The organism is Streptomyces sp. NBC_01716 (assembly GCF_036248275.1).
In the GTDB taxonomy this organism is placed as follows: Bacteria; Actinomycetota; Actinomycetes; order Streptomycetales; family Streptomycetaceae; genus Streptomyces.
This window is the reverse complement of sequence record NZ_CP109181.1, coordinates 23,686-39,292: the sequence shown is the minus strand read 5'-3', so window position 1 is coordinate 39,292 and position 15,607 is coordinate 23,686. Positions and strand designations below refer to the sequence as shown.

The window sequence follows — 15,607 nt, the reverse complement described above, 5'->3', positions numbered from 1 at the left end:
ACTGGTGCTCGCAACCGGGTGGCGTTATGCCAGTTGTACCGGGAACGGTCGGAGGTGCTGTTCGGGCATCAGGACGGCGCGTCCATCAGCGTGTTGGAGGAGTCCGGGACGGATGTGGTCGTGCGGGTCCTCACCCGCTGGGCCGATCTGATGGAGGCCATGATCGAGGTCGTGGTGACCGCGAGGGAGTGGCTGATCGTGACCGGCAGCCGCTCCCGGGAGAAGGCGTACCTGTCGGCGATAGAGACTACGGTGGCCCAGGTTCCCGACCTGGTGCACTACCGCGTCCTGTACGGCCCGCCCCGGTACCAGGAGCTGACCGGCCATCTGCTGCGGCTGCTGGAGCTGCGCGATCCGGGTGAACGCCGCAACGGCGTTCAGACGCTGCGCATCGGCGTCGTGGAGCAGCCGTCGGCGATGGAACGCTTCTTCGTGGCCTCCGAGTGCGCGGCGGTGGTTCCGCTGCCGTCGTTCCACGGCGCGGAGGGCTTCGACTGCGGCATCCTTCTGGGACGCGAGGCTGCGGTCGGGCTGGTCCAGCACGGCCGCGAGGCGTGTGCGTCGGCCCGGCCGGTGGAGACCACCGAAGCGGTCCTCGCACTCACCGCGCGCGGGAAGACGACGGGCAGGCGAGGAGAAACGTGAGCAAGAACAGCGTGGTGGATCAGGCCCGCGGCCGGGCGGCGTCGGTGGTCGACTTGGCGCAGCGACTGGTGCGGGTGCCTTCCCGCGGCGGCCTGGACCCGTACGGTCCGGTCCTGGAGGTCCTGGAGGAATGGCTGTCCGGCCACGGCCTGCCGCACCGGCGCCTGATGAGCCCGACAGGCGACCTGGTGGGCCTCGTGGTGGAGATCGCCGGCCCCGCACCCGGGGCGTGGTGGGCGCTGGACGCCTGCGTGGACACCGCGCCCTTCGGCGACGAGAGCGCCTGGACGTTCCCGCCGACATCCGGCGACGTCAAGGACGGCTGGCTGCAAGGCCGGGGAGCGGCCGACTCCAAGCTCGCGGCCGCCATGTTCTGCCACATCGCCGCCGACATCCACGCCCAGGCCAGTGACCTGGCCGGGGGACTGGCGGTGCTTCTGGACGTCGACGAGCACACCGGAGGTTTCGGCGGCGCCCTGTCCTACCTCGCGGACCCGGACATTCCTGTCCCGGCCGGCGTGATGATCGGCTACCCGGGCATCGACGAAATCGTCGTCGGCGGCCGCGGCCTGTGGCGCGCACGGGCCTCGGTCTCTGGCTGGTCCGGCCACTCCGGCGCCAGACGCCCCACGACCGGCGCGATCTCCCGCGCCGCCCGCCTGATCCAAGCCCTGGACAACATCGTCCTCCCACCCCGGGCTCCGGATGACCCCTTCCCCCTGTCGCCCAAGGTCTCAGTCACCGCCTGCCACAGCGGCGAAGGATTCTCCGTGGTGCCCGACCTGTGCGTCCTGAACATCGACGTGCGTCTCACACCGGCCTTCGGCGCCGATGACGCCCGAAAGCTCGTCCACGACATGATCACCGCCCTCGACCGGGACATGCCCGGCCCGAGGCCCACCAGTGTCGAAGTCGTCGCGGAATGGCCGCCGTTCCAGCTCCAGCCCGGCCAGGAACCGGCCGCCGCACTGTTCCGCGCGGCCAAGGAAGCCGGACTCAACCCCCGCGCCAAAACCGCCGGCCCCTCGAACATCGGCAACCTGCTGGCCAGCCACGGCAACATCCCCGCGACCGCCGGCTTCGGCGTCCCCTACGAAGGACTCCACGGCCTCGACGAACGCGCCCATCTCGCCGAACTCCCCCAGGTCTACACCGTCTATCACCAAACGGTCCTCGACCTGCTGCGCCCCGCCTGACATCCCAGATCCGTACCAGCCCTGTTCCACCCCTCCTCCCAGCAAGTCCCCAGTTGCGTCTCTGTCCGCCCCGGTGCGGGCGCGGTCCCATGGATACGGCAACCCGCGCCGGACCCAGGAGGTTTCGCGATGGACACCACAACACCAACCGGCCGCAGCCCGGCGAGAGCGGCGTGGGAGAAGACAGGAACGGCACTGATCCCCGGCGTCCTCACACCCGCACGCTTCAATACCCTGGTCACCGAAGCACACGACCTGCTTTCCCAGGCGACCCCGCACATTCACGAGCACACCGCCGCGCACCGCGACGGCAGTTTCGCCTCACCGGTCCACTGCGCCTTCGTCCCGCCCGGCCCCACCCTTCAAGCCCTGGCCTACGACCGCACGTTTCTTACCACCCTGCGGGAGGCGACCGGTATCACCCGGCTGATCCCCCGCGGCGGGGCAGTCGTCCGCTACCAGGAGGGCGATTTCCAGGGCCTGCACACCGACTCGGTGAAGTCCACGGTCACCGTGGCGTTCGCGCTGACACCGGACCTCCCGCCGATGGGCTGGGCACCGCACCTGTACAACGCGCACCCGGACGACCTGAGCCAGGTCGTCGCCGATCACGGCATCTTCCCCGAAGGGGAGGCTTTCACCACGCTGCCCCACCCCTACGGGGACGGCAGCGTCCGCGCGTTCGCCGGCTACAGCGTGCCGCACTGGCGCCCGCGCCAGACGGTAGAGGGCCTGCTCGTGACGATGTCGTTCCTTGACCTGTGAAAGCGCCGGGGATGCTGCGCTCCACGTGGCTGGCCGAGGGCCGCGTGGAGGTGCCGCCCGAGACGGTCGAGCCCGGACTGTGGGAGGAGATCGCCGAGGAGGCCGAGCGGTGCGAACCGCACGCGGTCGTGCGCCACAACCAGCGGCCCGGCCTGCTGGCGATGCGCGACGGGTCGATCACCTCGCCGCAGCGCTGCCGGGTCCACCCCGGCGGCAAAGCCCTCAACGCCCTGGCCCGGTCCAGGACGCTCGCCGACTTCGCCGGAGAGGTCACCGGCCGCAGAAATCTGACGGCGATCCGCTTCGGCCTCAAGTACTACGCCCCCGGCGACTACATGCACGTCCACCGAGACGACGGCAAGTGCGAGATCACCCTCTCCACCGGCCTGACCCCGGGACTGGGACCGATGGGCTGGCTGCCCCGTCTGCGGCACCTGAGCACCCGCGAGGTCACCGATCGGCTCGCGGACACCCCCTACCCCGAGGGTGAGCTCTTCCCGATCCGCTACCGCGAGCTCACCGCGTTCGACGGCGGCCGGATCCCCCACTGGCGTACCCCGCTCGACACCCGGTCGCGCGAGGTGCTTCTCACCATCTGCTACGCCGACCTGACGCCGTAGTAGCCGACACCACCAGGAGGACACGCTCATGCCCGAGCCCATGACCACCCCGCTGACCGCCCCGAGTGACCCGGCGGACTTCATCACCGAACTCCACGCGGACGGCATCCTGCCGCAGAACTCCGGCGGCGACCCGGCCGTCCCGGACTCCGCGTTCCCCGACACCCACGTCTACCAGCAGCCCGGCGTCTGACCGACAGCCCCGCCCGGCCGCCGCCACCGCGGAAGGTGGGCTGGCGGCCGGGCCCGTGGAATCCTCCAGGGAGGCAAGCCCATGCGTACGGCTCTCTTCGACGGCACCCACCGCACCCTCCCCCCGGCCCGGACATGGCAGGCCATCAAGCCACTGCTCCCCGCCTACGGCATCACCCGCGTCGCCGACGTAACCGGCCTCGACGATCTCGGAATCCCCGTCACGATGGTCGTACGCCCGCTGTCCCGGACCCTGTCCGTCGCGCAGGGCAAAGGCATGAGCCTGGACGCGGCACGCGTCTCCGGCGCCATGGAGGCCCTGGAGGTCTGGCACGCGGAACAAGCCGTGCCACCCGCCGACATCCGGCGCGTCCCGGCTGCCGACCTTGGTCTGCCTTACTCGGTGGGCGAGTTGGAACAGCACGCGGGCGCTCTGGCGACGGACCGGACACGACTGGACTGGATCACGGCCCGCTCCACCGTCGACGGCGCCGTGGTGCCGGTGCCCGCCGCGGCGGTGCGGCTCGGCCGGCAGGAGCACGACGACTGGCGCCTGCATCTGCCCAGTGCGTCGACCAACGGCCTCGCGTCCGGCAACACCCGCGCCGAAGCGCTGGCGCACGGCCTGGCCGAGGTCATCGAGCGCGACGTCCTCAGCACCGTCCCCCGCGCTGGCGGCCGGGTAGAGCTGATCGACCCTGCAACCGTCGACGGCGAGCCCGCGGTCCTGGTCGACCGGCTGCGGCGGGCCCGGGTATGGGTGGAACTGACCTGCCGGCCCAACCGGTTCGGCGTGCCGGTGATGTGCTGCCACCTGTGGCGCGAGGACCAGGCGGCCGTCCTCGTCGCCGGCTCGGGCGCCCACCCTGATCCCGCGGTCGCACTGACGCGGGCGATCACCGAGGCCGCCCAGTCCCGGCTCACCCTGATCACCGGCAGCCGCGAGGACACCCACCCCGCCGTTCACCGAGCCGGCGCCAGCGTACGGCTCCCGCCCGCCCGCCACCTCACCCGCACCCCTGGTGGCGTGGCCGGACACAGCAGCCCGCTACACCACGACGCACACCACCGACACCGGCACGGCCGCGCACCTGGCCGCGTGCGTCACGGCCGCCACCGGCATCCCGCCCCTCGCCGTCGATCTGACCTGGGGCCCATACACGCGTGAGGAGTTCGCCGTGGTCAAAGTGATCGCGCCCCGCCTGCGCTACGACGCCCGGCACACCGTCCCCCGACGCACGGCGGCCGACCGATGAGCGTGCACGTGTTCGCCGGACCCACCATCCCCGCCGCCCGGGTAAGCGAACTTCTCCCCTCCGCCTGCCTCCATCCGCCGGTCCGGCACGGCGACCTCTTACGTCAGCAACTCGCCCCGGGCGAGACAGTGTTGATCATCGATGGCCTGTGGCACCAGAGCGCCCCTGTCCGGCACAAGGAAATCCTGATGCTCCTGGCCGAAGGAATCGCCGTCGTAGGCGCCGCGAGCATGGGAGCCCTGCGCGCCGCCGAACTCGAACCGTTCGGCATGCTCGGGATCGGCGCCGTCTTCCGCGCCTACCGCGACGGTGTCCTGGACGCGGACGACGAGGTAGCCGTCGTCCAGGGCCCTGACGGACAGGCACTCTCACACGCCCTGGTGAACCTGCGCACGGCCCTGCACCGCGCCGCCGGGGCCGGCCGGGTCACCACCGCCGAGGCTCATGCACTCGCCGACCTCGCCCGGGCCCTGCCCTACCCACGCCGCTCCTGGAACGCGCTGGCCCGCGCCGCCGACGGTGCCGGGCTGCGTGAGGCATACGGCCGCGCCAACGCCTGGCGCCTCGCGCACCCGTGGGATCAGAAACGAGAGGACGCCGAAGAGGCCCTGCGCACGCTGGCCCTGCGCACACCGGGATCGGCGGATACGAGCGGGTGGTGCCATGAGCCGTGGCGGACCAGCTTCGTGCGGTACTGGGAAGCAGCCCACCGGACAACCCCCGGTACGGGTGCGCCCTTCCTCGCGCACCTGACGCACCAGCAGCTCTACGACTTGGAGTTCGGGGCCCGGTGGCACAGGAGGGTCCTGGCCCGCATCGCGGAAACCAGCACCACACGGGAGAGCTCAGGAACTGCCGAAGCGGCGTTGGGGGCGGCGGCCGAGGCGGGCCTCATCCCGAATGCCCTGTCTCCTGTTCAACTCGCCCATTGGCTGACCGAGCATGAGCGCCACACGCTCGACGAGCGGGAGATGCTGATGCGCGTGATGGTCCGCTCCGCACGGCTCGACGGAGCGTGGACGATCTGGCCCACGTCACTTCGAGACGCCGGGGACCTGATCAACCCGGAACTGCCCACGGCCACGGCGGTCGAGGAGGCGTTTCGCCTCAACGCGGCCACCGAGGCGGCGAACCCCCTGCACAGCACCGCCCACCTGGCACCAGACCGGATCGCTGCCCATCTGCTCGACCGCTGGCATCTCGCGCGGGACGCCGACCGGCCGGTCCGCGACGCCGCCGCTCGCGACCGTGCATTCCGCGACTTCGCCGGAGCCGTGGAAGCAGCCCGGACGTTCTACCTCGGCGCCGTCGCCAACTCCTCGGCAGGCAAAGCTGGTGGCGGGGCGAGCGTCAGCGTCCGCACCTGACGCATCAGCAGCGGAACGACGACCGCCACCGCGACCATCACGGCGCCGGCCGCGAGAACTTTCCGCATCCCGAACGTGCCTGCGAGCGGCCCGGCCGCCAGGTAGCCGACCGGCACCGGCACCAACTGCCCCAGCGTCGACCAGGACAGGACACGCGACAAACGGTCCGCCGGAATCCGCTCCTGAACCAGACCCGACCACGCGGTCATGCTCACCGCGAGCCCCGCGCCGGCCACCACCACGGCGGCCACCAGCACCGCCAACGGCGCCCGCGCGCCCATTGAGGCCAGCGGCAGGCCCATGCAGCCAGTACCCAGACACACCACGACGCCGACCAGACGCGGCTTCCACACCAGCGCGACAGCCGCCCCCGCCAAGAGCCCAGCCGCGAAGCCGGAGACAACCACCCCCCACAACTCAGGGCCGCCCAGGATCCGTTCGCCGTAGACAGGGCCGAGCATCTGGTAACCCACCAGCCACACCGGCACGACCACCGAACCCTGAAGGACCATCACCCACAGCCAGCGACGCGAGCGGAAATCCGCCCAGCCCTCCCGCAAATCGGCCACGAACCCCCTCCGGACTTTTGCCCGCGCCGGGCCCAGACCCATCCGCGCGCACAGCACGGCGGCAGCGGCGAATGTGAGCGCATCCCAGCCGATCACCCAGCCCGGCCCGACGACCGCCACCAGTACGCCACCCAGAGCCGGACCCGCGACCTTCACCGTGTTCTGCCCCAGCTTCAGCAGCGCGTTCGCGGCGTGCCGCATCTCCGCCGGAACGACATCCACGACGACCCCGCCGGCCGCCGGGGTGAAGAACGCGCTCGCGGCGCCGCAAACAGTCGCCATCGCCACCAGGTGCCACACCTGCGCGGACCCGGTGAACAGCAGGACCGCCGCAGTGGCCTCCGCGAGCGCCGAGACGGCGTTCGTCCACACCATCACCCGAGCGCGGGACCAGCGGTCCGCGACCACCCCGCCCACCAGCAGAAGCAGAATCTGCGGAGCGATCCCCGCCGCGAGCACCAGACCGAGCCCGGTCGCGCCGCCGCCAATGTAGAGCACAGCGAACGCCAGCCCGATCGAACTGACCGCCGACCCTGTCCACGACAGCATCCGCGCCGCGAAATGCAGCCGGTACGAACGGACCGAGAGCGGCGCACCGGCAGCTCGCAGCCGAGCGGACCATCCCACACGCGGCACCGGCGCCGACGAAGAACCCGAACGCGGCGACACCTTGCACATGATCCAACTCCACCCAGGACGTACGAGGCCCCGGCAGCACACACCACCGGGACACCCGCACAACCTAGAGCACCACCAAGATCATGTGGCCCGCACACCCTAAACAGACGTAGCGACAGCGGGGTGATGGTCCTTGGTGTCTTCCTGGACGTCTGTACCGCGCCGTGCTTCTTCCTCACCCACGTGACCTTCGAGCTGGCCGAAGGACGCTCAGGGGATGTCGTAGAACGGTCCCAGGCTCGGACGTTGCCGAGGGACTCGTCCGGCGGGGCCGCCGACTACTCACCGTTCGGCTCGAACACCTTCGGGGAGACTGGCTGACGCGGTGTGCGGGCCTTGTCGTCCACAGGGAGGACTCCTGCCTGGGTGAGGTCCGCGTCCGTCACCATGGCTTCCGCAAGGATGCGGTGGAGCAGCGCCCTCTGCGTGTAGGCGATCTCCATTAGTCGGCGGAGCACTGTGAGCAGGTCGATGAGTTCGACGCCCCACTCGTCGGGCCACCGCCTCACGTGGATGTCGTCCAGTGGGCTCGTCTTCCTGTTGTCCGGCCGCGCCTTGCGGTAACCGAACCACTTCTTGAGGACGTTCATTCCGCCCACGTCATAGGACCACACCTCGGCAGGCACCGGCCCGAAGGCACCGTGACCGACGTGAAGGGTCTGGGTGTCCGCGTCATAGCGCATATCGCCCGGGACGTTGTCACCGACGGGTGCCAGACACCTGACCCTCCGGGCGTCACCGGGCTCGTAGGCGACGGAGGCCTGGTGACGTCCGGAAGTTGAGTCGAAGCACACCTCGCCGTAGGTGGATGCCCACAGCACCTCCTCGCCGAGGCGCACGGCCGCTTCCCAGAGCCTGGGGTTGCGGGTCAGAGGCACCCGCACGCCCGAAGTGAGGAGCTCTTCCTGGAAGTGCTCGGTGAAACCGGAGTGCCCGGCTACCGCCACGACGTACGCGGCCACATCCTGGGCGCTCACCCGGCTGTGATTCAGGTGGGCCGAGAGGACCGGCAGCAGCCGCGGTGGGACGTTACTGGTGCCGTCCGGGTGCAGGACGGGGTGCACCCGGCCACCTCGCCCGTTGAAATGGTGCATGTCCGGGAGGAGGCTGGTGGCGACGACAGCAGGCCCGGATTCGATCGGATGCCCCGATGGCTGGTTGAGGAAGACCTGACCTGACTGCAATGCCGCCCAGAGCGCTGGGCGCGGCCGGTCGATGACACGATCGTCGGCGACCAGCCATTGCCGGTCGAAGCTGCGCATGCCGATGCGCACGACTTCCGCGAGCGTGGAGGTCTCTTGGCTGATCGGCACGCCGTGCGAGGAACGACCGGGCAGCCCGCCCCGGATTCTGTCCGTGGATCGGTCCCTCGTCTCCTTGAACAGCTCGGCTTTGACCGCGGGATCCTCTTCGCCGATGAGCTGGTTCCAGCGCTGCTCCAGGATCTGCTTGCCCGGCGACACGACCCATCCCCGGTGCGTGGCCACGCCTAGGCTCCCCCAGGGGAAGAGATCGCTGAGTGCGGGGTACGCATCCCAGTCGGAACGCGGGGCCGGGGTGAAGGGAGCGGTACTGCCCGTACGGGTGGTCCGCCACTCGCCCTGGTCCGGCCGCACGGTCTTGAGCTGCTCGAATTTCTCGGTCCGGGGACTGTGCGCGCCCAGTGCCCGACCACCCAGCTCGAGCAACTTCGCACGCGTCTCCGCATCCGTCGAGTAGACGACAGTCCCCGCCATGCCCCGTGTCAGCAGAACCTTGTAGGTGTTGCGGATTAGCCGGTCCGCCTCCTCGTCCGCCACTGTGCGCCCGAGCACAGGATCCTTGGAAGACTTCCGGTCAGTGACGAATCGATCGCCTCGCCAAACCATGTCGGGCCCGATGACGACTCCGCTCCAGTCGAACTCGAAGCCCTGCGCCGTGTAGATGCTGCCCACCTGACCGGATCCGGCCGGATCGGTGGCCCACAGCGCGGCAGGAGGCGCCCCGGACACCGAACGGTCACCGCGCAGATTCCATGGGCGGGCCCAGCCACCGATCATCACGTCCAGAGGAAGGGGGTCGCCCGGCCTGGGCTCCGGCGACCAGGGCCAGCAATAGCCCGCGGTCATGCGGGCACCGTACCCTTCGCTTCGGCGGTCTTCCAGGAACGCCTCCATCTCCTCCGGGCTGTCGGCAACGAGGAGTTGCATCCGGCCGTCCGGTTTCCAGAGCGTGGGCCCGCTCGCCTCCAGCCCGAGGAGACGCACCACCCAGTTCAGGTAGACGTCGCTGCCGCCGTAGCGGAACTGGCTGTCCAGCGCTACGACCCGGAACGGTAGCCCCTTCCTCCCGGCCGCCCCCACGATCTCCGCCACGGTGCCTATCTCGCCGGGGCGCACCACTTGGTGCTCGTCGAGGAGAAAGACGGGGACACGTGCCACGTCGATGAGTTCATCGATCTGTGGGCGTCCGGTGTGCAAAGAGGCCCGGGTGTAGCGGTTGGCGGAGGTCTCGCGGATTCGGTGGGCCTCGTCGCAGATCAGAACGTCGAGGGAGTTCTCCTGGGCCGCCATGAAACTGTTGAAGTACTTGAAGAGGTCCTGCACTTCACGCTTGCGGCTGCCTGCGGCCTTGCGCAGGGTTTTGGTGAGCGACTGCGAGCCGGTGGCATGCAGGGCCGGTACGCCCTGCCGGTACAGCTCGCCCAGCAGGTGGAGTGCGATCACGCTCTTGCCGGTCCCGGGGCCCCCGGTGATGACGACGACTTCTTTGTGAGCGGAGTGCTGTGCCTTCCGTACTGCGTTGAGAACCGTGCGATAGGCGATCTGTTGTTCGTCCAGGAGGGTGAACTGCCCTTCCTCCATTTCCTGGGCCGCGACAGCCGTCAGCTTGCTCGGGGGGAGGAGCTTGGCCAGGAGGAGTTGGTCGGCCGCTTCTGCTTCCGAACGTCCGCTGTTGAACCGCCCACGCAGGTACGTGAGGAACTCCGCCCGGTGTTCACCGGTGAACAACTGGCTTCCGTCCTCGTGTTCGATGTCCCGCAGCCCGTCCACTCCGGCCTCGGTGGCGTTGGGCAGGTAGACGGCCCCGCTGACGCTTTCCGGGTGCCTTGCCAGCAGGCTGTTGAACTTGACCAGGTACTCGCGGTAGCGCTGTACCTGGTCGATGGGGTTGAGGACGAGGAACGTGTCGGTGCCGGCAGAGCACAGAGCCGGATCGTTCGTGTCCGGTCTGGCCACAGTCCACTGTTTCAACTCGACGAGCACATAGGACGGAGCCGAGCGGACGGGGTCCAGACCGGACAGGATCACGTCTATTCGTCTGCTGTTCATCGGCAGGGTGAACTCAACGAGCATCTCGACCTCGGAGAGTCCGGCGTCGATCAGGCATCCCGCCAATGCGGGAAGACCTCTTTCCCAGGCTCGGATCTGCGAAGAAGCTGGCCTGTGTCCGAATGCACGGACGTAGCGGTCGCTGAGGAGTAGGAACAGCGAACCGTCCCGTGCGTCGGCGGCGACCGCTCCTGCGGACGCCCGCAGCAGGGCCGCGCCGGATGCCGCGGACATCTCCCGGACACTGGCCGGTGTGCTTGCAGCGTTGGACGGCGGCCTGCCGTGGGTTCTGTCCTGGGTGGTGGGGCCGGCCACCACCGCGAAGGGCGAAGCCTCGTCCGACAGTCTGATTGTTCCCGAGGCATCGGCCATGAGCGCGGAGAAGTCCGGCAGCCGGCCGAGGTACGGCTCGAGGGCTCGGCCCACGGCCTCGGTGATCTCTTGGGTCTGTGTCCTGCTGAGCGCACTGGACAGGAGTTCCCGTACACCGGGCCGGAAGTCGTAGAGGCCGTCTCTACGCAGCGATTCCGGGAACCCTTCGAGCGTTTGCTCGTCGTCGAGACGCTCCAGCAGTCCCCCGAGCAGCACCTCGGCGACGTGTGCCGAGGTGGCCTCGGGAAGGGTGGCACTGCGGACGAGTTGCATCAGGAGCGGGCTGAGGGGCCTGATCGCGGAAAGCCGAACTGCCAGACGGTAGGCCTGCGGGGAAAAGGACCCCCGGAACACGGCGATCAGCCGGTCCGGCGGTACGGTCGCCGGGGCAGGTCCCGCTTCCGCCGCCCCGGCGCTCGGAGCCCCCAGTGCTGTTGCCTCGACGAGGTGGGGGACGGCGGGCCCGGTCAGCAGCTGCGCCCACGACGCCAGCGAGGACGGCGACAGGGCGAGCACCGGCAGAGATAGTCGGTCCGAAACGACTTCCGCCCGTTCACCTGTCAAGGGGTCCAGCATCAGAACCTGATCTGTAGTCGGGAAGCGTTTGGTTGCCCTGAGCAGGTGCGGCTGCGGCTGAAACCTCGTGGCGCGCCACAGGCGCTGCGGCAACGGGTTGAGAACCGCGACGGGCCCACGTGCTCCCCAGGCTGCGACGGCGGCGGCTGTCGCAGGGCTAGTCCAGGCCGGATGAACGCCGTCCGTCAGCAGGAAGGTGACCGATACCCCGGCACCGTTCCTGTGGTGCCGGGGGCTTAGCTTCTGCGGGGTGAATCTGCTGACGTGGACGGTGCGGAAATCGCCGCTGCGTACCAGCAGGCCGCCGAGTTCTGGCACCAGTGACCGCCACACGCGCATGGACGCAGAGTCGTCGACCAGGAGTACGGCTGCGTGCCACAGCTCTCGCTCGGGGCGCAGCACCACGTCGAGGGTGCCCGATTCCGCGGTGAGCCTGACGGTGGCCTCCACATCGACGACCTTCCGATGCAGGTGATCCCGGTGCTGGCGCAGGGGTCGGAGCGAACGGGCCAGGTTGTGTGCTCCGGGCAAGGCCCGAGGACCCGGGACACGCACGGCACGAGCGGCCGTTCCGGTGGCGGGTTGGGCTGTCCTGCTGTCGGGGAGGAGGAACCGGCGTCGCCCCGTTGCTGGTTGTTCCGTCGGGCTCGTGGGGGCAGGTCCGGAACCTGTCGGGTCGAAGCCCTGCTCATCGTCTATCTGCCCGACATCGTCGGCCTGGGGTCCGGCCTCTTCGGCCTCCGCCGGATCCGGCGCCGTCGCGTCGCCCGCTCCTGTCCGGGCTCCTCCTATGACACGGGCCAGGAGGAGGACGTCCAGGAGCTCCTCGCCGCCGAGCGGGTAGCCGAGACCGTCCAGGACCCCTCGCAGTCGGTCGATCACGCCGGGAAAGCCTCGTCGAGACGGTGCATGACGGCGTTGATCAGCTGCTCGCGGCTCAGATCGGCTCCCGTGACGCGCAGGTGAACTGCGGCCAGGAGCTGATCGGTGGCAAGGGTCTGCACGGCCGCTCTCTGCAGGAAGTTCTGGATGAGGTCCTCGGCGTCGGCGAGCGCCTCGGCTCCAAGGTGGAGGCGGACGATGTCGCGGAGCTTCTCCTCGTCCGGGTCCGGCAGATCGAGGCGCACACAGCGACGGAGGAAGGCCGGGGGGAAGTCTCGTTCTCCGTTGCTGGTCATAACCACGATCGGAAAGTGGCTGCACGACATGGTTCCGCGGTGCACCTTGGCACGTTCCCTGCTGCCGGTGACCAGCACGTCGACGCTCTGCTGGTCCTCGGGAAGCCGCGTGAGTTCGGGGATCTCGAACGCTCCCTCCTCCAGTACTACGAGGAGGTCGTTCGGCAGATCGATGTCGGCCTTGTCCAACTCGTCGATGAGCAGTACTCGGGGGCGATCTGTGGCAGCGAGTGCCGTGCCCAGCGGGCCGAGTCGCAGGAAGTCGCCGATGCCCGATCGGCGGCCTTTGGTGCGATGCCTCAATTTCCTGGAAGCGTCACGCGTGGCTCGTGTCTCGCGCTCCAGCGTAGTCTCGCGCAGTCGGCCCACGGCGTCGTAGCGGTAGAGGGCGTCCGTCAGCGTCGAGCGGCTGTTGACCGGCCAGCGCAGTACGTCACCCAGTTCCAGATCTTCGGCGATGGCATGGGCGAGGGAACTTTTGCCGGTACCGGGACGCCCAGTTACCAGCAGAGGGCGGCGCAGGTGGAGTGCGGCGTTGACGACTGCGACGTGTTCCGGGCCCAGTAGGTACTGCTGGGCCGTCGGAGTCCGCGGCGATCCGGAGAGGCTTCGCCACGGTGGCGGAGCGGGCAGTTCGGCCGGTCCACGGAACACCCACCAGTCCTCGGTTGCCGCGCTGGGGTCGTGCTCGGGCACTGAGCTGTGCGACACGGTCGCTCTCCTTGGCATGTGTGTTCAGGGCTGGGTGAGGGCCCAGGCATCAGGAGCAAACGGTGGCGGTCTGTGGTCCGGCCCGTCGTACAGGAGTGAAAGCCGACGCCCGTGGTGGGTCGGGCAGTCGGGGTCGGCCAGGGCTTTGGCCCGTTCCAGCCGTACCGTCTCCGGCAGCTTCGTGTGGCTGATGCCTTCCACCAGTTCGAGCAGCCGTTTGGCTGTCTCGGTGTCGTGGTCCTGCCGGTGCCACAGGACGGTGTGCACACCCGCCTGGAGGCATTGCCGGAGCACCTGGTTCTGGTGCTGCTGCTCGCAGCACATGATGACGACGCCGGCGTTCGGAACCGCCTCGAGCTGCGCCTGGGCAACGCCCGGGCGTGCCGAGCGCTGGTCGAGGACGATAGGCCGGGACAACGGGAGTGCTTTGGTGCGCCGCTTCCACCCGGCGTAGGTGTCCCGCGTCCGTCCGGAACTTCGCAGGACGACCCGACGGTTGATACCCAGGTAGAAGTCGCCGTCTTCTTCGTTTCCCCTCAGATGCCAGGTGTCCACGTCGAGCCGCAGCCAAGGAGGTGCCAGGAAGAACTCCACCAGAGCCTGATCCGTGTGCTCGTGCACCTTGGTGCGCAGCACTGCTCTGACGCCTTCGACTACCTGCTCGCTGGATACCTCCGAGTCCTGCACTAGGACGAGCTCGTGGCGGTCGGCACCGCTATAGACCCATATCTGATAGGTGAAGCGATGCCCGGGGGCGATGGGCAGCAACTCGACCTGGATGCGGGGAGACGCTGCGGCGGTCTCAGCGGGACCGCCGCAGGGAGTCGGACGGATGTCGTCGCGGAACTGGTAGACGGCGGCCTCAGGTATTCCCAGCCGCGGTGCCACCCTGTCGACCCAGGCGTCCAGTTCCTCCGACAGAGGATTCCCAACGGAGTGCTCTGCAAGGCTGATTCGGACAACTGCCTGGAGGAGCGGCGGCATCAACCGGTTGTCGGACGGGTACCCCTCGAGGAGGTCAGTGACGTCCATCAGTCCAGAGACCAACGGCAACTCGTCGGCGTACGGGAGTACGGCACGCAGCAGATCCTCGGGGTCGGTCTCACGGCACTGGGTGAGAAGGCCGACCAGTTCACGCCGCTGTTGCGCCGTGAGCGTCTCCCTCGGGCTGACCACACGTGCCGCGCGCAGGAGTCGGTCCCAGGCGGCCTTTTCGTCCGAGGAACCGAGGGCGCCGGTGTCCATCAGGTACTCCCGGACCACTTCCAGCAGTTCCGGCACGCCGCGTCGCACGCCGACGGCGAGGGTAAGCAACCGGTGATGATCCGCTGCCTGATGGATGGACTCCCTGCCAAGCTTGGCGGACAGCCTGACCTCACACTTCAGGACGGCCTGAGTGCCCGGCAAAAGCCTTTCCAGGGCGGCCAGCGTCTGCTGCCGGCCCTGTCCTGCTGTGGGCACCTCGACCGGTGGAAGGTCCGGCAGCTCGGCCTCGATGGCGGGCAGGCCGATCGCGTACAGCGGGCACCGTGCCACCGGGCTCTTGCCGGGCGCGTCCACGTGTGTGGCGACCACGATCCCGACGACGGCCTCGCGGTCTCGATCCCAGAGCGGCCCACCGCTGTGTCCTTCCCGGGCCTCGCCTGCGTCGACGTCCAGCACGATCCAGGGCTCAGCTACCGCACGCGGCGTTGCGGTAATGGTCGTTGCGGGATGGCCGCTGGCCCATAGCGCTATGACGGAGTGCCCGTCCCGCTCTGGAAGAAAGGGCGCCGGCTCCGCACCGTCGGGAGGGGGCTCGGCGAGTCTGAGCACAGCCAGGTCGCCGAAATACGGAAACGGAAACTTGCCTGCGGTCTCCGCGTGACCTCTCTGGGGCGAAGGATGTGCCCGCGGCGGACGCCACATCGCCTGTTCGACACGTCCGAAAAACTCCCGGTCTGCGGCCACATGGGGCATCCGTAACCGGACGACGTTCCCCTGTCCCGGTACAGAGTCTTCGAAACGGTGTCGTCCCAATGCGCTGTTGATGACATGGGCACAGGTGAGGACCAGGGAGTTAGAGATCAGAACGCCAGCGCCGACGAACTCTTTCTGCCCTTGGACGGACACGAACGACCGGCGAAGTGCCGCGTCACTGTGAGTGGAAGGGATCACCCGGTACAGCCTTC

At 69.0% G+C, this 15,607-nt stretch carries 11 protein-coding genes; 7 read left to right on the top strand and 4 right to left on the bottom strand.

What is annotated here, in order from left to right:
• Positions 1 to 54 precede the first annotated feature (54 nt).
• From OIE74_RS00140 to OIE74_RS00110, 7 genes are all read left to right on the top strand, one after another.
• Positions 55 to 645 (top strand): XRE family transcriptional regulator, encoded by a 591-nt coding sequence (locus tag OIE74_RS00140; protein ID WP_329392583.1) that lies wholly within the window; start codon positions 55 to 57, stop codon positions 643 to 645.
• Positions 642 to 1,841, top strand: a complete 1,200-nt coding sequence (locus tag OIE74_RS00135) for a M20 family metallopeptidase (protein ID WP_329377043.1) — start codon at positions 642 to 644, stop codon at positions 1,839 to 1,841. Before OIE74_RS00140 ends, OIE74_RS00135 begins: the two co-directional genes overlap by 4 nt.
• Positions 1,842 to 1,970: 129 nt before the next feature.
• Positions 1,971 to 2,606 carry a hypothetical protein gene (locus OIE74_RS00130; RefSeq protein ID WP_329377042.1) on the top strand — a complete coding sequence of 212 codons (636 nt, stop codon included), beginning with the start codon at positions 1,971 to 1,973 and terminating at the stop codon, positions 2,604 to 2,606.
• An 11-nt stretch (positions 2,607 to 2,617) separates the two neighbouring features.
• Positions 2,618 to 3,226: a hypothetical protein gene (locus tag OIE74_RS00125; RefSeq protein ID WP_329377040.1), complete on the top strand. Its 609-nt coding sequence runs from the start codon at positions 2,618 to 2,620 to the stop codon at positions 3,224 to 3,226.
• A gap of 28 nt (positions 3,227 to 3,254) precedes the next feature.
• Positions 3,255 to 3,419 carry a hypothetical protein gene (locus OIE74_RS00120; protein WP_329377038.1) on the top strand — a complete coding sequence of 55 codons (165 nt, stop codon included), beginning with the start codon at positions 3,255 to 3,257 and terminating at the stop codon, positions 3,417 to 3,419.
• Between the two features lie 81 nt (positions 3,420 to 3,500).
• Positions 3,501 to 4,586 carry a YcaO-like family protein gene (locus OIE74_RS00115; protein ID WP_329377036.1) on the top strand — a complete coding sequence of 362 codons (1,086 nt, stop codon included), beginning with the start codon at positions 3,501 to 3,503 and terminating at the stop codon, positions 4,584 to 4,586.
• An 84-nt stretch (positions 4,587 to 4,670) separates the two neighbouring features.
• On the top strand, positions 4,671 to 6,041 hold the full coding sequence (locus tag OIE74_RS00110; protein WP_329377034.1) for a TfuA-like protein: 1,371 nt from the start codon (positions 4,671 to 4,673) through the stop codon (positions 6,039 to 6,041).
• Here OIE74_RS00110 and OIE74_RS00105 read toward each other — a convergent pair.
• The 4 genes from OIE74_RS00105 to OIE74_RS00080 all read right to left on the bottom strand — a co-directional run bounded on the left by OIE74_RS00105 (position 5,969) and on the right by OIE74_RS00080 (position 15,593).
• Positions 5,969 to 7,288, bottom strand: coding sequence for an MFS transporter (locus tag OIE74_RS00105; RefSeq protein WP_329377032.1), 1,320 nt, complete (start codon positions 7,286 to 7,288; stop codon positions 5,969 to 5,971). The two genes, OIE74_RS00110 and OIE74_RS00105, sit on opposite strands and share 73 nt — an antisense overlap.
• Positions 7,289 to 7,566: 278 nt before the next feature.
• Positions 7,567 to 12,429, bottom strand: a complete 4,863-nt coding sequence (locus OIE74_RS38515) for an SAV_2336 N-terminal domain-related protein (protein ID WP_443075985.1) — start codon at positions 12,427 to 12,429, stop codon at positions 7,567 to 7,569.
• Positions 12,426 to 13,454 (bottom strand): AAA family ATPase, encoded by a 1,029-nt coding sequence (locus tag OIE74_RS00085; RefSeq protein WP_443075984.1) that lies wholly within the window; start codon positions 13,452 to 13,454, stop codon positions 12,426 to 12,428. The genes OIE74_RS38515 and OIE74_RS00085 overlap by 4 nt, the downstream gene beginning before the upstream one ends.
• A 6-nt stretch (positions 13,455 to 13,460) precedes the next feature.
• A complete protein-coding gene (locus OIE74_RS00080) occupies positions 13,461 to 15,593 on the bottom strand; it encodes a VMAP-C domain-containing protein (protein ID WP_329377029.1) in 2,133 nt (710 codons plus the stop codon).
• Between the last annotated feature and the right edge of the window lie 14 nt (positions 15,594 to 15,607).